The sequence below is a fragment of the Nocardioides sp. SRI_004 genome (genome assembly GCF_057586415.1).
In genome coordinates this window covers 101,627-120,668 of sequence record NZ_JBYCZV010000012.1, presented here as the reverse complement: position 1 = coordinate 120,668, position 19,042 = coordinate 101,627, and the positions used below count along the sequence as shown (strand labels likewise).

The window sequence follows — 19,042 nt, the reverse complement described above, 5'->3', positions numbered from 1 at the left end:
TTGCTCACGACTGTGCCAGGACCCGGCCGCTGCCACATCAATCGCAGGGAATCTCGATCTCGATTCCGCCCGGGACCAATGCCGCCGTGCCGCCGTTCCGTCGTGCGATGGCAGCGACCAAAGCTAGGCCGAGTCCGTTGCCGGGGGTGGACCTGCTCGTGTCAGCCCGGGCGAACCGGTCGAACGCCTTGACGCCCAGGTCGGTCGGTATCCCTCCGCCCTCGTCGGTGACATCTATGCGCAGCATGGGGGAATCGCCTTGGCCGACTTCGACGGCGACCTTGATGGTCCCGCTGCCGTGCTTGATGGCGTTGGCCACCAGGTTGCCTACCGCGAGCCCGACCCACCGCTGATCGATTCGTACTTCGGCGGATGAGGCTAGGACCTCGATCGATCGCCCAGCTGCGATCGCGAGTTCACGCAGGTCGGCAATGGCTGATTCGATGAGCACATCCGCGGCAACGATGGATCGGTCGAACCCCGTCGAGGTAGCTTCCTCGAGGTCCAGCAGCGCGTTCGAGAGGTCCACAAGGCGTTGAGTCTGTACGCCGAGCGAGGTCAACACGGTCGCTATCTCCTCCTCGCTGCGTGGCCGGTGCCGGGCCCATTCGACCTCGGCGGCCATCAGGGCCAGCGGTGACCGCAGTTCGTGGGAGGCGTCTGCGAGGAACTGGCGCTCTCGAACCTGGCCTTCTTCGATCTCTGCGAGCAGGGTGTTGAACGTCGTTCCGAGGCGGGTGAGCTCGTCGTCGCGGTCGGTGTCCACCGGGAGGCGTCGACTGGGGTCTCCGCCGGCGGCGGCAGCGGCGCGGCGGTATCGCTCGACCGGACCGAACGCCGCTCGCACCGCGCCCCATCCCACGAGACCGGCCGCGATCATCGTGGCCAGGTCTGCCAGGGCGAGTTGACCCAGGAGCTCACGAAGGGCCTCGTCATGCTTGTGACGGCTGATGGCGGTGGCGACCACGACTGTCCCTCGGGCGGTTTCGACGGTGAAATAGCGCACTCGGTAGGGGTGCGCCCCGGGAACGATCACGCGTCCCAGGTCGAGCTGTTTCGGTGTCGCGGTTGCGGTCGTGACCTGGCTTGGGGTGAGGAGCCGTATGACTCCTTGGTCGCTCTTCGCGGTCACGTCGCCGTTGATGGAGTAGGTCTGGGAAACCTCGCCCGGGTTGTCGGCCGGGAGGGGTTCCCCGGCGCGGACGACCTTCGTGATGAGGTCGGAATAGGCGAGCAGGTCCTGGTTGAGCTGCCGGTCGAGTGCAAAGCTGACGCGCCAGTAGACGAACCCGCCCGCGGCCAGCAGGACCACGGACATGGCCAGGACGACCGCTGCGACGATACGGACCCGGATGCGTGCCCGCGGAAGGAATCGGACCCACAGGCCCCTCATGTGCGGGTGTCGAGTCGGTAGCCGACCGACCGCAAGGTCGTGATGGACACGATCGACGAGGCGCGCAGATGGTGGCGCAGCCGGGAGACGTAGACCTCCAGGGAGTTGCTGCGCAGGTCCGCCTCGTCTCCCCACACCTCCTCGAACAACCGCTGTTTGGAGACCACCCTCCCGGGTGGGTCCATCAGGGTGGTGAGCATGTCGAACTCCCGGCGCGCCAACGACAGCTCGGCGTCCCCGACCCGAACCCGACGAGTCCCGAGGTCGATCGAGACGTCACCGGCAACCAGGACAGAGGACGGACGTTCGTCGCGGCGACGTGCAATCGCCCGAATGCGGGCGTGGAGCTCTTCGAGCGCGAACGGTTTGACCAAGTAGTCGTCGGCGCCGGCCTCCAAGCCAGCGACACGTTCGCTGACCTCACCCCGCGCGGTGAGCATGAGGATCGGAACCTGGTTGCCAGCAGCGCGCAATGCCCTGCAAACGCCGGTTCCGCTCAACCCAGGAAGCATCAGATCCAAAACCACAGCGTCGGGGTCGTGCTCGGCGATAGCGGCGAGCCCTGACTCGCCGTCGTAGCACCCCGTGGTGCGCACGCCGCTCTCCTCCAGGTAGCTCGTGACGAGCTCGACCATCCTGGGCTGGTCGTCGATGACCACAACATGCACGACCAGAGTCTAGGAGGCTGTCGCTACGACGGCTGCGCGTCCAAACGTCGGGTTCACGTTGCTTTCAGGTCCCGTCTCTAGCGTCGTGCACATGAACGAAACCCTTGCGGTCGATGCGACCGGGCTGATCAAGACGTTCGGGTCGGTGCGCGCCGTCGACAACATCTCGATCCAGGTCGCGGCGGGCGAGGTGTACGGCGTCCTGGGACCCAACGGCGCCGGCAAGACCACTTTCCTGCGGATGCTGTTCGGTCTGATCCGCCCCGACGCCGGCACCATCGAGATCTTCGGGCGCACCTGGGCCGAAGACGGCGTCAAGACCCTGGACGGAGTAGCAGGCTTCATCGAAAGCCCGAAGTTCTACCCCTACCTGACCGGCCGCCAGAACCTCAGGGGCCTTGCCCTCCTCGACGGGGGCATCCGACCTGGCCTGCTGGAGGAGACCCTTCAGATCGTCGACCTGGTAAGCCGAGCCGACGACAAGGTCGGGGGCTACTCCTACGGCATGCGCCAGCGCCTTGGGGTCGCCGCCAGCCTGCTGCGCGAGCCGAAGCTCCTTGTTCTCGACGAGCCCGCGAACGGCCTCGACCCGGCAGGTATCCGTGACATGCGCGCGTTGGTCAAGCGGTTGGCCGCCAGCGGGCTGACGGTGTTGCTCAGCTCGCACCACATGGATGAGGTCGAAGAGATTTGTGACAACGTCACCATCATGCGCCGCGGCGCGGTCGCGTTCCACGGCACCATCAACGACCTCCGCGCGATGGCTCCGGATCCCGGGCACGTGCTGAGCACCAGTGACGATGCCCGCGCACTCGATCTCGCCCACCAGCACCCGGACATCTCGGTAACCCGCCAGCCGGAGGCGGCCCTTGTCGTCTCGGGCCCTCCGCCGGCCGTCTCCGCGTACGTCGCTGCCCTAGTACGTGACGACATCGCACTGCTCGGCTTCACCCAGACCAGGACTCCTCTGGAGGAACTCTTCTTCATGCTCACCGACGATCAGTTCGACGACCGCACCACCGAACCGGAGCCCGTGCGATGAGCACCCTTGAGTCCGAGGCCGTTGCAACTGAGCCCACAGCACCGCCGCGCCCGGGCCGTCCCGGCTTGCTCGCCGCCCTGCGCTGGGAGATCCGAAAGCTCAGCGCCCAGTACCGTGCCCGCGCCGTGCTCGTGGGTGCCTTGATCGCGCCCATCCCCATCGTGGTGATCCTCCACGGACAGTCACGGCCTCCGAAGGACACCCTGTTCGGCCGATTCGCCACCGAGAACGGGTTCGCACTGGCATTGCTTATCCTCGGGTTCGCGTCGCAGTGGGTGCTCCCACTGCTGACGGCGATCGTCGCCGGCGACATCTTCGCCAGCGAAGACCAGCACGGCACCTGGAAAACGGTCCTCACACGCTCCGCCAGCCGCTCCAAAGTGTTCTGGGCCAAGACCCTGACCGCCGGCGGCTTCGCCATACTGATGCTGGTCCTGCTCGCGACCTCCACCATCGCGTCGAGCCTGCTCATCGTTGGGCATCAGCCACTGGTCGGCCTCACCGGGCAAACCATCTCGGCGCACACCGCCGTGCAACTAGTCACGGCGAGCTGGGCCAGCATGCTCGGGCCCGTCATCGGCTTCACCTGCCTGGCCATCCTGCTCTCGGTCTGGTCCAGGAACCCAGCTGTGGGCATTGCCGCGCCCGTCGTCCTCGGAATGGTGATGGGACTGGTCGGCTCTCTAGGCGGCATCGAGTCTGTCCGCCCGTTCTTGCTGAGCACACCCTTCGAGGCCTGGCACGGACTCCTCGCGGCCCCCCGATTCACGGGGCCACTCCGAGAAGGTTTGCTCGTCAGCGGGGCATGGAGCCTCGCTTCCCTGGCTGGCGCGTTCGTCCTGCTTCGCCGCCGCGACATCACTGGAGGCTGAACCCCATGCGTCGAACCATCATCGTCATCGTGACCGCACTCGCCCTGCTCGGTGGACTCGGAGCCGCGGTCGCTGCCAACAACGGCGGCAGCACCGTCACACGCGCCCGCCTGGAGAAGTCACTTCCCGCGACATTCGCCAACATCTACATCCAACAAGCCCAGATCCTCGGCAGACACGACATCACGGCATCCTCCCTCCAGGCCAAGGCGATGTGCGACAAGCACGGGCCTGATGTTGCCGACGTCGGCCCCGGCGGTGACTGGGTCTGCCTGATGAGCTGGAACGACCCCCAGGTCCCGATGCCCACCGAGGGCTACGGCAAGTTCGAGCTCAACGTGCACAGCAACGACTGCTACACCGCGGCCGGACCGACCAAACTCACCGGATTCCTGACCATCACCGACGCACACGGCAAGGAAGTCACCAACCCCGCCTTCGAGTTCGACGGATGCTTCGACCCCAACAGCGACGACACAGCCACCGGCGTCCAGTTCCCCTCAGTGCTCAACTCAGCCAGCCCCAGCGTTGTCCCCAACAGCGAAGGACACGTCAGCATGAAGGCCACCTGTGGGACCGGTAGCCAGGGCTGTGCAGGGACAGCGGTCGCCACCGCTGGGGACGTCAACCTTGGAACCGTGCCGTTCAACGTCAAAGAAGAAGCCACCGCGACCATTTCGTTCCCCGGCGCGTTGCCGCCCGGCACCAAGGAGATCACCGTGGACTTCACGACATCAGCTGGAGTCGCAGGCTCCGACTCGGTGACGATCCCGGTACTGGCCAGGTGACGATGCGCCATGACGACGGATTCGAGCACGGTCCATTTAGTGTCCACATTGGATCCGTCCCACACCGCACCAGACGGGTATCCTGAGACTGGAAGCGAGGGCGAATCCCTCACCACACCGAGCGAATCGGTTGTTTCCGGCCCGAGACCGTAGTAGTCGCGATGCCCCTGATGGCGTCCAGAGGTCGCAGGTTCAAATCCTGCCCCCGCTACCAAAGTCCTGAGGGCGGTCACCGGATCCGGTGGCCGCCCTCAGGCGTTCTTCTCCCGTTCTCCCGCCTGACGCGGCGTCGCCCCGCGGCGCTATCGTCGCCGCGTGTCCGGCTACCAGCGCATCGCCGTCGTCAGCACGGCGTCCGGGTCTCCTGACCTGCGTGCGCTCGGGCGCGAGGTGGCCCGGGGTGCATTGGTGCTGACCGCGCCGACGGGCGAGGCCAAGGCGGTCGCCCAAGCGGTCTCCGGGGACGTGCGGCCCGAGATCCTGCTGGCCCCGGTGCGATTCCCGGATGCCGACCGCGGCCACCGGCTCGATGCGCTGGTGCGGGAGCACGCACTGCGCGACCGCTTCCGCGACGTGGTCGTCGTCGCCGACCCGGCGACGGTCACGCTGCTCCTGCGGGCGCTCGCACCGGGCCAGCTCGCGAGTGGAGGTGCCGTCTCCGTCGTGGCGCTGCCACGCGCGGATCCGCCGGTCTCGCCGCTCCGGGTCGCGCTGCTGGGCGGCGTCCTGGGCGCGCTCTCGGCGGTCCTGGACGGCCTGCTGCCGCTGTTCGTGCCCCCACTCGCGGTGGGGGTGTGCGGTCTCCTGCTCCTGGCGGTCCCGTCGCAGCGTCGTACTGGCCGCGAGGCACTGCTCGCGGCCGGGATCGGGGCACTCGTGGTGGTGATGATCGTGGCCGGGTCCACGCGATTCCCGTCCGGCTGAGGCCTCAGCCCTCCAGCGTCAGCTGGCCCGCCTCGAGCGGGTCGCCGCACGCCGCGCAGTGCAGCTCGGCGACGAACTCGTGGCCGCAGACGTGGTCGAACCGCACCGGGTCCGCGCCCTGGCGCACGTGCTCGTGGCCCCACTGCTTGAGGGTCAGCAGCACGGGGGACAGGGCGCGGCCCATCTCCGTCAGCCGGTACTCGTAGCGCGGCGGGCGCTCGCTGTACTGCTCGCGCGCGATCACGCCGTGCTCGACCAGCTTGCGCAGCCGGGTGGTGAGGATGTCGCGCGGGGCGCCGGTGTTGCGCGCGATCTCGGTGAAGCGGCGCTGGGCGTAGAAGAGCTCGCGGACGACGAGCAGGCTCCACCGGTCGCCGACGACCTCGAGCGCATCGGCGATCGTGCAGTCCCGCGGGGTCCGGGCGGCGGGTGCTGTCGGCATGGTCACATCCTCGGCGAAGACGGTTGTGTTTTCAAACTTACCGCGCCACCATGGGGTCAGTTCGGAAAACCAACTGACCGAGGAGCACGCCATGTCCGCAGCCGTCATCGTCGACGCCGTCCGCACGCCGCTCGCCAAGGGCAAGCCCGGCGGTGCGTACGCCGACATCCACCCCGTCGACCTCCACGCGGCCGCGCTGCGGGCGCTCGTCGACCGCACCGGCTTCGACCCCGCGGTCATCGACGACGTGATCAGCGGTGCCGTCGGTCAGGTCGGGGAGCAGGCCGGCAACACCGCGCGCTGGGCGCTCCTCGCAGCGGGCTACCCGGAGAGCGTCCCGGGCGTGACCGTGGACCGCCAGTGCGGCAGCAGCCAGCAGGCGCTGCACTTCGCGGCGCAGGGCGTCATCGCCGGTGCGTACGACGTCGCGGTCGCCTCCGGTGTCGAGTCGATGAGCCGGATCCCGATCGGCTCGCAGTTCCAGGGCAAGGACTTCTTCGGCCCGCAGGTCGGCGCCCGCTACGGCGGGGGACTGGTGCCGCAGGGCATCAGCGCCGAGCTGATCGCGCAGAAGTGGGACCTGTCCCGTGCCCAGCTCGACGAGTACTCCGCGATGTCCCACGAGCGTGCCGCCCGGGCGTGGAAGGACGGCCTCCTCGACAGCCAGGTCACGTTCGTCAACGACCTGCGCACCGACGAGACCATCCGCCCGGGCACGTCGGTCGAGACCCTCGCCGGTCTGCGGCCTGCCTTCCGCAACGACGACTGGGCGGCGGCGTACCCGACCATCGACTGGCGGGTGACCGCCGGCAACAGCTCGCCGGTCAACGACGGCTCGGCCGCGGTGCTCGTGACGAGCGAGGAGGCGGCGGCCCGGCTGGGGCTGAAGCCGCGGGCCCGGGTGCACTCCTTCGCCGTGGTCGGCGACGACCCGATCCTGATGCTGACCGGCATCATCCCGGCGACGAAGAAGGTGCTCGACCGGGCGGGCCTCTCGCTCGGCGACATCGACGCGTTCGAGGTCAACGAGGCGTTCGCCTCCGTCGTCCTCGCCTGGCAGGCCGAGACCGGCGCCGATCTCGCCAAGGTCAACGTCAACGGCGGCGCGATCGCGATCGGCCACCCGCTCGGCGCCTCCGGTGCCCGGCTCGCCACCAGCCTGCTCAACGTGCTGGAGCAGCAGGACGGCCGGTTCGGGCTGCAGGTCATGTGCGAGGCCGGGGGCCTCGCCAACGCCACCATCATCGAGAGGATCTGAGCAGGCCGGCGCTCGAGCCGGACAGCAGGGCGGCCGCACCCTTCGCGCTGAAGGGTGCGGCCGCCCCGTGCCGGGTCCGCCTCAGCGCGTGACGCGCACGCTGCGGACGGCCTGGGTGGCGGTCACGAAGGGGCTGCCGGCGTAGGTCACGCGGAGCTGCTTCGTGCCGACCCGCGTCGACCGGGGCACGCGGAGCCGGACGGTGGCCACGCCGTCCCTCACGACCGCGGTCACGGGCCGCACCCGTACGCCGGCCAGGGCCACCGTGACCTTGCCGGTGGGGGAGAGGCCGGACGCGGAGACCCGCGCCCGGACCGTCAGGTAGCTGCCTGTGCGGACCTTCGTCGGCGCGGACACCGTGAGATGGCCGCGCGCCTTGACCACGCTCACCCGCACGCTGGTCGAGGACGGCGCGAACTCCGGCGTCCCGGCGTAGCTGACGGTCAGGTCGTGCGTCCCGGGCGGGAGCGAGCGCCGCGCGATCGGCAGCTTGGCCTTCCCGTCCTCGTCGATCCCGGCGGTGACCTTCCGGCCCCCGGCCGTGGTCGACACGGTGCCCTCGTCGGCCCCCGACACGGCGACCCGCAGCCAGCCGACCTGGCCGTAGACCATGGTCACCGGTGCGACCGAGACGGCCGTCTCCACCGGCTGCGGGGCCTCGACGGGTGCGAAGCTCCAGGTCTCGACGTCGAAGAGCTGGCCCGCGTCCTCGCCGGAGTAGCGGAAGAACAGGTCGTGCGTGCCGGTCAGTGCGCCCTCGGCCAGCGGGAGGTCGAGGTCCGTCCAGGTGGAGCCGTCGCCGGCCGGGACGGTGATGCTGCCCACCACCGCGTCGGCCTGCGCGGGGTCGGGACTCGTGCTGACCGTGATCGTGCCTCCGGCCTTCGGGAGCACCCGGGCGGTCAGCCCGGCTGCTCCGTCGCCGAAGTCCACGCCCGCGAGGGACGTCCAGTCGCCGTCGTCGATGCTGGTGAGCTTCGGCGTCGGCGTCTGGCCTTCCCAGGTGCTCGTGCCGACGTACCCCTGCCGCGTGCCGGCCTGCCAGGCGATGGTCTCTGCCGACACCGGTCCCTCGTAGGGGTCGAAGGCGGCCTTCTGGCCCGGCCCGGCGTAGGTCCCGGTCACCGGCGCGATGGTGCCGTCCGCGCCCATGTCGACCTTGTCGATGTGGGCGTTGCGGTAGCCGGCGGAGGCGCCGTCCTCGATCGCCACGTCCAGGGTCTGGGCGTGGTAGGTGAGATACCAGCTGCCCTGGAAGTCGAAGAACGCGTGGTGGTTGTTGCCGCCCGTCCCGGCGCCGAAGAACTGCGCCTGGTTGGCGAACGCGAGCTTCGGCTCCGACCACGGACCGAGCGGGCTGTCCGATTCCATGACGACGATGTCGCCACGGCCGAAGTCGACGCCCGAGAGGGTGTGGGAGAAGTTGGTGCAGTACGTGTAGTAGTACGTGTCGCCCACCTTGTGGATCCCGGAGTCCTCGAAGACCCCCGGCGCGTCGATCATCTGGACCTCGTCGACCTGCCCGTCGTCGTTGTCGTCGGCGAGGCTGACCATGTCGTCGCCCAGCTTGGCCATCCGCGCGGTGTTCGGGTGGTTGGCCTCCCCGGTCGGGACGCCGCCGCCGAAGTAGATGTAGGCCTCACCGTCGTCGTCGACGAGCACGGCGGGGTCGAACAGCCAGACGACGTCGTTCGCCTCCGGGTCGGAGTTGTCGTTCACCCCCGGCGTGTCGAAGCCGATCAGGGACCGGTTCAACGGCGAGGTGAAGGGGCCCAGCGGCGACTCGCCCTGGAGGACCCAGATCCCGCCGGCGCTGTTGGCGAAGTAGAGGAAGAACTCGTCGTCGCCATCGCCGTCGACGTCCTTGGCCGCGGCGGCCGGTGCCCACGAGTTGCCGGGACGGTTGGCCGCGGCTCGCGTGATGCCGTCCGCACCGGCGGCGTTGATCGGACCGTGGTTCGTCCAGTTCACCAGGTCGGCGCTGGACCACACGTTGATCTCGTTGATCCGGCCGTAGTTGTTGGACTCCCCGTTCTCGACGTGGTCGACCCACTCCTGGGTGTCGTTCGTCGTGTAGACGTAGACGCGCCCGTCGTGCTCCATGGCCCAGGGGTCGGCCCCGAAGTTCTGGGTCACGAGCGGGTTCCCGCGCCGGCTCGCCGCATCCGTGCCCGGAGTCTTCGCGAAGGCGCCGAAGCTGCCCGGCGCGGTGTTGTCGTTGCGCTCCAGCGGGTCGGGCGGGGGCGGCGGGACCTCGCGCTCGCCGTACACGGAGATGTCGTCGACGAAGAAGATGTCCGGCACGGTGGCGGGGCCGACCGACTGGATCGACACCTTCGCCGTCGAGAGGTCGAGGCCGGTGGTCGGGACCGTGAAGGAGCCGGAGACGTGGCCGAACGTGGTCGTCGCCGTGGACGAGCCCTTCTCGACGGCCGACTGGGCCATGACCCGGGAGGAGCCGCCCGCGTCGCTCAGCACGACGGCGAAGTCGGTGGAGGCGTCACCGAGGTCGCGGTAGTGCACCCACGCGGAGACGTCGTACGTCGTACCGGCGATGAGTCCTTCGATCGCCCGGGACGCCCCGTCGGTGTGGGCCGTGCGGCCGTTGACCTTGAGCGACATGGCGCCGCCGTGCCGGGTGGAGTAGCCCAGGCTCAGGGTCGCGGACCCGACGGCCGTCCATCCGGCGGTGCCTGCCTCGATGTCACCGTTGGTGACCAGCTCCGCCGGCGCGGTGTCGAGGGCGGCGCCCGCGCGGACGGCCTCGTCCGCCCGGGCGCCCTGCGGCGCGGCGACTGCCATGGCGAGCGAGCAGCCCACCGCGAGCGCGGCGAGCGACGCGGTCGCCCGCCTGCTTCGTGTTCGGTTCATCGTTCCTCTTCTGGGGACGGGGATGCGTCGAGCCGGGACGGCAGGACCGTTCCGGGGGCGCGCGGCATCGCCCGAGGGCGTGTGCGTCGGAGCTCGTGGGGTGCCGGCGCCCCGGACGCGTCGGCGACGGGCGGGCCGATGGGGATCCGGGAGCGGTGTGACGCCCGTCACCACAGATTGTTAGCGCTAACATCCGGGCCGGTCAAGGACGGGTCTCACGGATCGCGGCGTCGGTGTGAGCGTGCGCATGGCTGGTCTGGCATCGTCGGCGCATGGAGCCCGTGGAGGAGCACTTCCTGGACGTCGTACGACGGCTGCCGGTCCCGCCCGAGCCGAGCGCGACGTCGACGCCCCTCGACGGGGACCTGCTGGCGCTCTTCCGCGCGCAGGCGACCAGCCGCCTCCTCGACCTCGCGGCGCGCGAGCTGCAGCGCGCGGGAGCCGGCTACTACACGATCGGGTCGGCCGGCCACGAGTCGAATGCCGCGCTCGGCATGCTCTCCGGCCCCGGCGACCCGGCGCTGCTCCACTACCGCTCGGGCGCCTTCTACGCGGCCCGTGCGCTCGCGTCGGGCACGGTCGACCCGGTGCGGGAGACCCTTCGTGGCCTGACCTGCTCGGCGCTGGACCCCGCGTCGGGCGGTCGGCACAAGGTGATCGGCCACCCCGACCTCGGCATCGTCCCCCAGACCTCGACCATCGCCTCGCACCTGCCACGTGCCGTGGGCCTCGGCTTCGCGCTCGGGCTCGCCGCTGCCTCGGGCCGGGAGACCGGCTGGGCCGAGGACGCCGTCGTCGTGGCCAGCTTCGGGGACGCCTCGCTCAACCACTCGACGGCCGCCGGTGCCCTCAACGCGGCCGCCTATCTCGCGCACCGGCACAAGGACTGCCCGGTGCTCCTCGTCTGCGAGGACAACGGACTCGGCATCAGCACCCCGTCGCCGCGCGGCTGGGTGGGCGCGGCGCTGCAGTCGGTGCCCGGGGTGCCGTACTTCGAGGTCGACGGGGACGCCCCGATCGCCCTCCTCGGTGTCGCGCGCCACGCACTCGCGCAGGTGCGGGAGACGCGTCGCCCCGCGATCCTGCACCTGCACACGGTGCGCTTCCTCGGCCACGCCGGCTCCGACGTCGAGATCGCCTACCGGTCGCCGCGCGCGATCGCCGCGGACCTGGAGCGCGACCCGCTGCTCGCGACCGCCCGGTTGCTCGTCGAGCGGGGCGTCCGCACGCCGTCCCACCTCCTCGACGAGTACGACGCCCTCCGCGCCGATGTCGCGAGCCGCACGGTCGAGGTGCGGGCCGAGGAGCCGCTCCGGACCCGGTCCCAGGTCATCGCGCCGCTGGCGCTCCCCGAGCGGCGCCCGGTGGTGCACCGCCCGGCGGCCGCGCCGGGCGGGATCACCCTCGCGCAGGCGATCAACCAGACCCTCGCCGCCGAGCTCGCCGCGGACCCCGGCGTCCTCGTCCTCGGGGAGGACGTGGGCGCGAAGGGCGGTGTCTACGGGGTGACCCGCGGCCTGGCGGCGACCTTCGGCGCGGGCCGCGTCTTCGACACCCTCCTGGACGAGCAGACGGTGCTCGGCACCGCCCTCGGCGCGGCGCTCGCCGGCTACACGCCCGTGCCGGAGATCCAGTACCTCGCCTACCTGCACAACGCCGAGGACCAGCTGCGCGGCGAGGCCGCGTCGCTGCGCTTCTTCTCCGCCGGGCAGCACGACAACGGCATGGTGGTGCGGATCGCGGGCCTGGCCTACCAGAAGGGCTTCGGCGGCCACTTCCACAACGACAACTCCGTGGCGGTGCTGCGCGACATCCCGGGGCTGGTGCTCGCGGTGCCGAGCCATCCCGCGCTGGCTCCCGCCCTCCTGCGCGGCTGCCTCGAGCTGGCGCGCGAGGGGCGGGTCGTGGTGTTCCTCGAGCCGATCGCCCGCTACCACACGCGTGACCTCGTGGACGGCGACGAGGAGTGGCTCGCCGGCTTCGAGCCGTCGGGCACCGTCGGGCTGGGCGACGTCGCCGTCCACGGCAGCGGCACCGACCTGCTGCTGGTCACCTTCGGCAACGGCGTCCACCTCGGGCGGACGGCCGCGCTGGCGCTGGAGGCCGAGGGCATCGCCACCACCGTGCTCGACCTGGTCTGGCTGGCGCCGCTGCCGGTCGAGGCCCTGGTCGCTGCCGCGCGCGGTGCCGGCGCGGTCCTCGTCGTCGACGAGACCCGTGCGTCCGGCGGTGTCAGCGAGGGGGTCGTCACGGCGCTCGTCGATGCCGGCGTCGACGTACCGCTGGCGCGGGTGACGAGCGCCGACAGCTACGTGCCGCTCGGTCCGGCGGCGGCGACGGTGCTGCTCCAGGTCGACGAGGTCGTCGAGGCGGGACGGCGTCTGGCGACCTCGGGGTCGGCTCAGGGCTGATCCCGATGGTCGCCACACCCGTGACTCCCTAGCGTCGACGGCAAGCGCCGGAACCGCCGGCCGAAGCTCGAGGGGCCGCCATGAAGGCGCTGGTGCAGGACATCTACGGCACGTCCGACGTGCTCCGGCTCGAGGACGTGGCGGACCCGGTGCCCGGTGAGGACGAAGTGCTCGTGCGGATCGCCGCGGCATCGGTCAACGCGGCCGACTGGCACATCATGCGCGGGGAGCCGCGGGTCGCGCGGCTGATGGACCGCACGATCTTCGGGCGCCGGGGACCGCGCCAACCGATCCGCGGGCGTGACCTCGCAGGCACGATCGAGGCCGTCGGCCCCGGCGTGGTGGGCTGGAAGGTCGGTGACGAGGTGCTGGGGGAGGACGAGGCGACCCTGGCCGAGTACGCCGCCGTTCCCGCCGCGAGCCTGGCGCGCAGACCGGCGGGCCTGAGCGTCGAGGAGGCCGCGGCGCTCCCGCTCGCCGCGGTCACCGCCGACCTGTGCCTGACGGCCGGCGCCGTCCGGGCCGGCCAGCGGGTGCTCGTGGTCGGGGCCTCGGGCGGGGTGGGCACGTTCGCCGTCCAGCTCGCGGTGGCGTCGGGCGCCACCGTCACCGGCGTCTGCAGCACCCGCAACGTCGAGCTGGTGACCTCGCTCGGCGCGAGTGCGGTCGTCGACTACACCGAGCAGGACTTCACCCGCACCGGGGCGTCGTACGACGTGGTGGTCGATCTCGTCGGCAACCGGCGGTTGCGCGACCTGCGCCGGGTCGTGGCGAAGGGCGGCACCCTCGTGCTCTCCGGCGGCGGCAATCCCGGTGAGGGCCGCATCCTCGGCCCGGTCGGGCTGATGGCGAAGGGCGGCCTCTTCGGCCGGCTGCTCGGGCTGCGCGTGCAGATCCCGCTCGCTAAGCCGGACGCCGCGCGGCTGGGCGAGCTCGCGGTGATGGCGGCGGCGGGCGAGCTGCGTCCCGTCATCGAGCGGACCTTCCCCCTCGCCGACGCCGCCGCGGCGATCCGGCACCTGGAGGTCGAGCACGCGCGCGGCAAGGTCGTCGTCACGGTCTGAGCGGACGGGAATACCGGCCCGGGTGCACCCGTTGTGCCCGTCAGCTGGTTCGACCCAAGCCCCCGGGCCTCACCTTTCGCCGCCACGAGCGGCCGTCCGCCGAGAGGCGGCTGGCGGACCAGTGAGCAGCACCGCACAGCCACCCGCCGGGTAAGCCCCGGTCAGGGTGGCTGTGCGCGTTGTGCGGGCGTAGCGTTGGTCGGGCGCCCTGCGCCGGCGCCCTGCAGCCGGCGCGCGACCGGATCGGGGTGATCGAGGTGCGCACCATCGCGGCGATCTGCGTCGGGAGCCTCCTCGCGCTGCTCGTCGGCTGCGGGTCGGACGAGCCGTCCCGGCCGGGCGCGACGCCACCGCCCGACCTGCCGCGCTCGGACGAGGCCAGCACGCTCGACCCGTCGACCTTCACCGCCGACGTGACCAATCGCTGGTACCCGTTGGCACCGGGCACCCGGTGGACCTACCGCGAGACGACCGAGGAGGGCGAGCAGCAGCAGGTGGTCGTCACCGCGACGACGATCACCCGCCGGATCGCCAACGGCGTCACGGCACGGGTCGTCCGCGACACGGTGAGCCTCGCGGGTGAGGTCGTCGAGGACACCCTCGACTGGTACGCGCAGGACGAGGACGGCACCGTCTGGTACCTCGGTGAGGACACCGCGGAGTTCGAGGACGGCGAGGTCAGCAGCCGCGAGGGCTCCTTCGAGGCCGGCGTCGACGGCGCGGAGGCCGGCATCATCATGCCGGCGGCGCCTGCGGTCGGCATGGACTACCGGCAGGAGTACTACGAGGGCGAGGCCGAGGACCACGGCGAGGTGATCGCGGTCGGGCAGGCGGTGCAGGTCCCGGCGGGGAAGTACGACGACCTCCTCCAGACCGCCGACACCACGCCGCTCGAGCCCGACGTCCTCGAGCACAAGTACTACGCCTCCGGGGTGGGGCTCGTCCTGACGGTGGACAAGGAGGCCGGTGGTCGCGAGGAACTCCTGTCGGTCACACGGGTCTCGATGGCAGAGGCACGCCGTGCGGGCTCCGCCGCGCTGGGCCAGCCGTACTGACGCGCGGCATTGTCGGTCCCGTCCACCCCGGTGTCCGCTCCTCGTGGACTACTCAATTTTGGGGGGCGCGCGATACCGCATTCGAGGGTTCACTTCGGCCGTGGCCCGGAGTAACAATCGGGACAGCACCAGCGTCATCTCGGGCGGAAGCCAAGGGGGGCACCGGGATGATCCGCGTCAGGCTGTTCGGTCCGACATCCGTCGAGGTCGATGGTGAGCCGACGGGGGCCCTGCGGGGCCGGCCGCGGCAGATCCTCGAGATCCTGGCCAGCGCCGCCGGAGCCCCGGTGGCCAAGGAGAGACTCTCCGACCTCGTCTGGAACGGCGATCCGCCGGCGTCCCACCTCGGCACCCTCGAGAGCTACATCTGCAACCTGCGCCACTGCCTCGGGGTCCGCAGCGGGCGAGGCTCCGTGCTGGCCACGGCGGCGGGCGGCTACCAGCTCGCGGGGCCCTCGCTGCGGGTGGACCTCACCGAGGTCCGCGAGCACATCGAGGCGTCGATGGGGCCGGCCGACATCGCGGTGGACCGGGCGCTCGCTGCGGTCCGGCTCACGACGGGCGACCTGCTCGAGAGCGAGCCCTACGCGGGCTGGGCGGAACGGATGCGGGAGGTGTTCGCGCGCGAAGCGGTGACGGCGTACGTGCGCACGGCGGGACTGGCCAACGCGACCCGGCGCTTCGACTGCGCGAGCGTCCTGGCGCGCGAGGCGGTGCGCCTCGACCGGCTCTGCGAGGTCGCGTGGCAGCAGCTGGTCCGGTCGTACTGGCTGGCGGGCCGGCACGGCGAGGCGTTGCGCGCGTACGCCGACCTGCGCGCCCTGATGCTCGAGGAGCTCGGCGACGAGCCGGGACCGGAGAGTCGCGACCTCTATCTCGCGGTGCTCCAGGACTCGTCGGACCAGGGTGATCGGCGGCGGCTCGCCGGTCGCGAGCTGCAGACCCTGCTGGTCCTGCTGCGCCAGTCGCTCGCCGCGACCCCGGGCGCGGTCCTGCCCGCGCTCGACTCGGCGTTGTCCGCGGCCGCGGTTCGAGTGATCGCGACCCAGCCGTGAGCGCGCGCGACGGGAGCCTGCCGGGCGACGGGCAGGACCGGGACGCGAAGGCGGTGCGGTCGTGACGGTCCAGACGGAGGTCCGGCCGGCGGGACCGGTCGAGAAGATGCGGATCGTGGTCGTCGACGACCACCGGATGTTCGCCCAGCTGCTGGCGATCACGCTGGGCGACCAGCCCGACATGGAGTGCGTCGGGATCGCCAACGACGTCGCGACCGCGCTCAGCATGGTGACGGCGCTCCGGCCCGACCTCGTGCTGATGGACGCCCGCCTCCAGGACGGCGACGGGGTCGCCGCGACGGCCGAGCTGGTCGCCACCAACCCCGGCCTGCGCGTGGCCGTGCTCAGCGGCTTCATCGACACCGCCCTGATGCGCCGGGCGGCGGAGGCGGGCGCCTGCGCCCTGCACCCGAAGGACGGTGACCTGGAGGAGATCCTCAGCGCCGTACGCCGGGCGCGTGCGGGCACCTTCGTCGTCCAGCCGCAGCTGCTGCGCAGCCTCGTCGCACAGTCGCGCGACGCCCAGCCGCTGCACCCGCCGCTGACGGAGCGCGAGCACGCCGTCCTGCAGTTCCTGGCGGCCGGCCTGGATGCCTCGGTCATCGCCCGCGAGCTGGGCATCTCCGTCAACACCTGCCGTGGCTACGTGAAGACCCTGTTGACCAAGCTGGGTGCGCACTCCCAGCTCGAAGCGGTCGTGTTCGCCCTGCGAACGGGCCTCGTCGGCGTCGGTGATGTCGCGCCGTGAGCGGAGACAGGCACCCGTCGGTGGTCTCGGGCGGCGAGCGCTCGTCGAGTTCGTGCTCTGTGCGCTGCTGTCGGCCACCGCTGTCAGCGTCGCCACCCTGCTGGTGGCGCAGACCATGTCCGAGCGGATCGCCATCCGTGACGCCCAGGCGCGCGGGGAGGCGTTCACCAACGGTGTCGCGGCGCCGCTGGTCACCATGGGGGTCCGTGACGGCGACCCGGAGGCGATCGCCGACTTCGACCGGGTGATGCAGAACCGGCTCACCGCCGGAGCGATCGTGCACATGAAGCTGTGGGCCACCGACGGCACGGTGCTGTGGTCCGACGAGACCGGCTTGATCGGCCACACCTACGAGCTCGAGGAGTCGGTCCGCCGGCAGGCCGGGACCTCGTTCGCGCACGCGGAGCTCTCCAGCCTCGACGAGCCGGAGAACGAGCTGGAGAACGAGCTCGACCCGGACACCGGACAGCTCCTCGAGGTGTACGTCGGCACGCGGGACGCCGACGGGAGGCCGATGATCTTCGAGACCTACTGGTCGGCCGACCGGATCCACAGCGACGAGCGCCGGGTGTTCTGGACCCTGGCACCGCTGTCGCTGGGGTCGATGGGCCTGCTGCTGCTCCTGCTGCTGCCCCTCGCGTTCAACCTCGCGCGCAACACCAGCCAGCACGTGCGTGAGCGCAACCGCGTCCTCAAGCACGCCCTGGTCGCGGTGGACCTCGAACGCGCCCGGATCGCCCAGCTGCTCCACGACGGCGTGATCCAGGACCTCGCCGGCGTCGGCTACGCCCTGCCCTCCGCCGCATCGCGGCTCGAGCACGAGCCGGGCCTGGCGGACGCGCGCGAGATCATCGACCACGCCACCGACCTGGTCCGACGCGACCTGGTCGCGCTCCGTACCCTCCTCGTCGACATCTACCCGCCCTCCCTGGGCAGGGGCGAGCTGGCGACCGCGATCGAGGAGCTCGCCGCCACGGCCGAGCGGTCGGGCCTCGAGGTGACGGTGGCGGTCCACACCGACCGGCCGCTGGACGAGACGAGCAACCGGCTCGCCTACCGGATCGTGCGCGAGGGCCTGCTCAACGTCGTCAAGCACGCGGCCGCGACCCGGGCCAGCGTCGACGTGTGGGCGTCGGGCACGACGGTCGAGGTCGCGGTGCGCGACGACGGCCCGGCGCCGGCCGCGGTCACGGTCACGGACCCCCGGTCCGGGCACCTGGGGCTGCGCCTGCTGATCGACGCGGTCGCGGACCACGGCGGCGAGCTCACGATCGGGCCGGCCGTCGACGGCGGGACCCTGCTGCGCGGTTCGTTTCCCGTGCAGGAGCAGCGCTGACCGCGGCTCCAAGGAATACGCAGGCTGCGCCACCGAGACTGGACGCAGAGCGGCCAACGGGAGGCTCGGGCGGGAGGACGACATGATCCGGGTAGTGCTCGCGGACGACCACGACCTCGTCCGGCTCGGCATCACGGCGGTGCTGAGCGAGCAACCGGACATCTCCGTCTGCGGCGTCGCAGCGACCGGGGAGGACGCGGTCGCCCAGGCCCAGGAGCAGTCTCCGGACGTCGTGCTGCTCGACCTCACGATGCCCGGGGCGGGCGGCCTCGCGGCCGCGGCCGAGATCGTGGCCGCCGACCATGCGGTCCGGGCGCTGATCCTCACCGGCCACACCGACCCGGAGCTGATCCGGGCGGCGTTCGCGGCCGGTGCGACCGGCTACGTGTTCAAGGACGCGGACGTCGGCCAGCTGGTCGAGGCGGTCCGGGCCGTGCACCGCGGTGAGGTGTGGTTGAGCCCGGAGGCGGCCGGCGCACTGGCGGGCGAGCTCAGGGACCGGACCCGGCGGTCGACCCGCCGTGGGCATGGCCTTCGGCGCCGAGCACCGCGGGAGCAGCTCCCCAGGCCGTGAGGACGACGGCCGCCCACACCGCGGTCGTCGCGACCGCCAGGCCGCGCCGGCTGGGGCCGACCTCCGACCACCGGCGTGGCTGGACCCGCTCGCCCCCCGTGAGGCGGAGGGCGACGGCCGCCGCGGCGACGGACATCAGCTCGAGCAGTCCACACGCCGTGTCGGGGACCCCGACCGGCTCGGGCACCCGGAAGTCGTCGGGCCCGATGGGTGTGCCGAGGGTGCGCGACAGCAACCACACGGCGACGGTGAGCAGGCCGGTCGCGACCACCAGGACCGCCGCTCGGCTGCTCCACGCGTAGACGGCGAGCAGGGCCAGCACCAGCTCGGCGAGCTGGATGCCGAGGAAGAAGAAGCCCGCCGGCACCCATTCGCCGAAGTGCTCGCCCGCGACGGTCCCGTGGATGATCGCGCTCCCGGTCAGGCTGCTCGCGACGACCGCGCGTGCGACGAGCTGGACATCGGCGACGTACGACGCACGGCCGGCCGCGCGGACAGGGGACAGCACTCTGGCCATGTCCCCACGATGGCGCGCGGACCT

General features: G+C 71.4%; 17 protein-coding genes. 12 read left to right on the top strand and 5 right to left on the bottom strand.

Annotated features, from left to right (window positions below):
* Positions 1-37: 37 nt before the first annotated feature.
* Together AC2YHB_RS17285 and AC2YHB_RS17280 are read right to left on the bottom strand one after the other, a co-directional pair.
* Positions 38-1,318 (bottom strand): sensor histidine kinase, encoded by a 1,281-nt coding sequence (locus AC2YHB_RS17285; protein WP_179650435.1) that lies wholly within the window; start codon positions 1,316-1,318, stop codon positions 38-40.
* 71 nt (positions 1,319-1,389) lie between these two features.
* Entirely contained in the window at positions 1,390-2,061 is a 672-nt protein-coding gene (locus tag AC2YHB_RS17280; protein WP_179650436.1) for a response regulator transcription factor, read from the bottom strand.
* A 91-nt stretch (positions 2,062-2,152) separates the two neighbouring features.
* On the opposite strand from AC2YHB_RS17280, the gene AC2YHB_RS17275 reads away from it, so the two are divergent.
* The 4 genes from AC2YHB_RS17275 to AC2YHB_RS17260 all read left to right on the top strand — a co-directional run bounded on the left by AC2YHB_RS17275 (position 2,153) and on the right by AC2YHB_RS17260 (position 5,687).
* Positions 2,153-3,103 (top strand): ABC transporter ATP-binding protein, encoded by a 951-nt coding sequence (locus tag AC2YHB_RS17275; protein ID WP_179650438.1) that lies wholly within the window; start codon positions 2,153-2,155, stop codon positions 3,101-3,103.
* Entirely contained in the window at positions 3,100-3,975 is an 876-nt protein-coding gene (locus AC2YHB_RS17270; RefSeq protein WP_179650440.1) for a DUF2705 family protein, read from the top strand. The genes AC2YHB_RS17275 and AC2YHB_RS17270 overlap by 4 nt, the downstream gene beginning before the upstream one ends.
* 5 nt (positions 3,976-3,980) lie before the next feature.
* Positions 3,981-4,763 carry a hypothetical protein gene (locus AC2YHB_RS17265; protein WP_179650442.1) on the top strand — a complete coding sequence of 261 codons (783 nt, stop codon included), beginning with the start codon at positions 3,981-3,983 and terminating at the stop codon, positions 4,761-4,763.
* Between the two features lie 315 nt (positions 4,764-5,078).
* A complete protein-coding gene (locus tag AC2YHB_RS17260; RefSeq protein WP_179650444.1) occupies positions 5,079-5,687 on the top strand; it encodes a hypothetical protein in 609 nt (202 codons plus the stop codon).
* 4 nt (positions 5,688-5,691) lie between these two features.
* Here AC2YHB_RS17260 and AC2YHB_RS17255 read toward each other — a convergent pair whose 3' ends face one another.
* Positions 5,692-6,129: a winged helix-turn-helix transcriptional regulator gene (locus AC2YHB_RS17255; protein WP_179650446.1), complete on the bottom strand. Its 438-nt coding sequence runs from the start codon at positions 6,127-6,129 to the stop codon at positions 5,692-5,694.
* A gap of 91 nt (positions 6,130-6,220) precedes the next feature.
* Here AC2YHB_RS17255 and AC2YHB_RS17250 point away from each other — a divergent pair, with 91 nt between their 5' ends.
* A complete protein-coding gene (locus AC2YHB_RS17250; protein WP_179650447.1) occupies positions 6,221-7,387 on the top strand; it encodes a thiolase family protein in 1,167 nt (388 codons plus the stop codon).
* An 81-nt stretch (positions 7,388-7,468) separates the two neighbouring features.
* Here AC2YHB_RS17250 and AC2YHB_RS17245 read toward each other — a convergent pair whose 3' ends face one another.
* Positions 7,469-10,258, bottom strand: a complete 2,790-nt coding sequence (locus AC2YHB_RS17245; RefSeq protein ID WP_179650448.1) for a family 43 glycosylhydrolase — start codon at positions 10,256-10,258, stop codon at positions 7,469-7,471.
* Between the two features lie 272 nt (positions 10,259-10,530).
* Here AC2YHB_RS17245 and AC2YHB_RS17240 point away from each other — a divergent pair, with 272 nt between their 5' ends.
* The 7 genes from AC2YHB_RS17240 (at position 10,531) to AC2YHB_RS17210 (ending at position 18,501) form a co-directional block, all read left to right on the top strand.
* Positions 10,531-12,669, top strand: coding sequence for a thiamine pyrophosphate-dependent enzyme (locus AC2YHB_RS17240; RefSeq protein ID WP_179650449.1), 2,139 nt, complete (start codon positions 10,531-10,533; stop codon positions 12,667-12,669).
* Positions 12,670-12,749: 80 nt separating this feature from the next.
* Positions 12,750-13,733 (top strand): NAD(P)-dependent alcohol dehydrogenase, encoded by a 984-nt coding sequence (locus AC2YHB_RS17235; protein WP_179650450.1) that lies wholly within the window; start codon positions 12,750-12,752, stop codon positions 13,731-13,733.
* A gap of 257 nt (positions 13,734-13,990) precedes the next feature.
* Complete coding sequence (locus tag AC2YHB_RS17230) at positions 13,991-14,788, top strand: hypothetical protein (RefSeq protein ID WP_179650451.1); 798 nt, start codon at positions 13,991-13,993, stop codon at positions 14,786-14,788.
* Positions 14,789-14,955: 167 nt separating this feature from the next.
* Positions 14,956-15,843 carry an AfsR/SARP family transcriptional regulator gene (locus AC2YHB_RS17225; RefSeq protein WP_036541899.1) on the top strand — a complete coding sequence of 296 codons (888 nt, stop codon included), beginning with the start codon at positions 14,956-14,958 and terminating at the stop codon, positions 15,841-15,843.
* Positions 15,844-15,904: 61 nt separating this feature from the next.
* Positions 15,905-16,591, top strand: coding sequence for a response regulator (locus AC2YHB_RS17220; protein WP_179650452.1), 687 nt, complete (start codon positions 15,905-15,907; stop codon positions 16,589-16,591).
* On the top strand, positions 16,578-17,927 hold the full coding sequence (locus tag AC2YHB_RS17215; protein ID WP_179650453.1) for a sensor histidine kinase: 1,350 nt from the start codon (positions 16,578-16,580) through the stop codon (positions 17,925-17,927). Before AC2YHB_RS17220 ends, AC2YHB_RS17215 begins: the two co-directional genes overlap by 14 nt.
* Before the next feature lie 82 nt (positions 17,928-18,009).
* Positions 18,010-18,501, top strand: coding sequence for a response regulator (locus tag AC2YHB_RS17210; protein ID WP_179650455.1), 492 nt, complete (start codon positions 18,010-18,012; stop codon positions 18,499-18,501).
* On the opposite strand, the gene AC2YHB_RS17205 is transcribed toward AC2YHB_RS17210, so the two are convergent.
* Entirely contained in the window at positions 18,419-19,018 is a 600-nt protein-coding gene (locus AC2YHB_RS17205) for a hypothetical protein (RefSeq protein ID WP_179650457.1), read from the bottom strand. The two genes, AC2YHB_RS17210 and AC2YHB_RS17205, sit on opposite strands and share 83 nt — an antisense overlap.
* Positions 19,019-19,042: the final 24 nt, after the last annotated feature.

Bases quoted from the DNA above. Each gene is read 5' to 3' on its own strand.
- AC2YHB_RS17215 (WP_179650453.1), top strand. From the start codon at position 16,578: ATGTCGCGCCGTGAGCGGAGACAGGCACCCGTCGGTGGTCTCGGGCGG.
- AC2YHB_RS17245 (WP_179650448.1), bottom strand. From the start codon at position 10,258: ATGAACCGAACACGAAGCAGGCGGGCGACCGCGTCGCTCGCCGCGCTC.
- AC2YHB_RS17285 (WP_179650435.1), bottom strand. From the start codon at position 1,318: ATGTCCGTGGTCCTGCTGGCCGCGGGCGGGTTCGTCTACTGGCGCGTC.
- AC2YHB_RS17265 (WP_179650442.1), top strand. From the start codon at position 3,981: ATGCGTCGAACCATCATCGTCATCGTGACCGCACTCGCCCTGCTCGGT.
- AC2YHB_RS17250 (WP_179650447.1), top strand. From the start codon at position 6,221: ATGTCCGCAGCCGTCATCGTCGACGCCGTCCGCACGCCGCTCGCCAAG.
- AC2YHB_RS17240 (WP_179650449.1), top strand. From the start codon at position 10,531: ATGGAGCCCGTGGAGGAGCACTTCCTGGACGTCGTACGACGGCTGCCG.
- AC2YHB_RS17255 (WP_179650446.1), bottom strand. From the start codon at position 6,129: ATGCCGACAGCACCCGCCGCCCGGACCCCGCGGGACTGCACGATCGCC.
- AC2YHB_RS17270 (WP_179650440.1), top strand. From the start codon at position 3,100: ATGAGCACCCTTGAGTCCGAGGCCGTTGCAACTGAGCCCACAGCACCG.
- AC2YHB_RS17275 (WP_179650438.1), top strand. From the start codon at position 2,153: ATGAACGAAACCCTTGCGGTCGATGCGACCGGGCTGATCAAGACGTTC.
- AC2YHB_RS17210 (WP_179650455.1), top strand. From the start codon at position 18,010: ATGATCCGGGTAGTGCTCGCGGACGACCACGACCTCGTCCGGCTCGGC.
- AC2YHB_RS17235 (WP_179650450.1), top strand. From the start codon at position 12,750: ATGAAGGCGCTGGTGCAGGACATCTACGGCACGTCCGACGTGCTCCGG.
- AC2YHB_RS17225 (WP_036541899.1), top strand. From the start codon at position 14,956: ATGATCCGCGTCAGGCTGTTCGGTCCGACATCCGTCGAGGTCGATGGT.
- AC2YHB_RS17205 (WP_179650457.1), bottom strand. From the start codon at position 19,018: ATGGCCAGAGTGCTGTCCCCTGTCCGCGCGGCCGGCCGTGCGTCGTAC.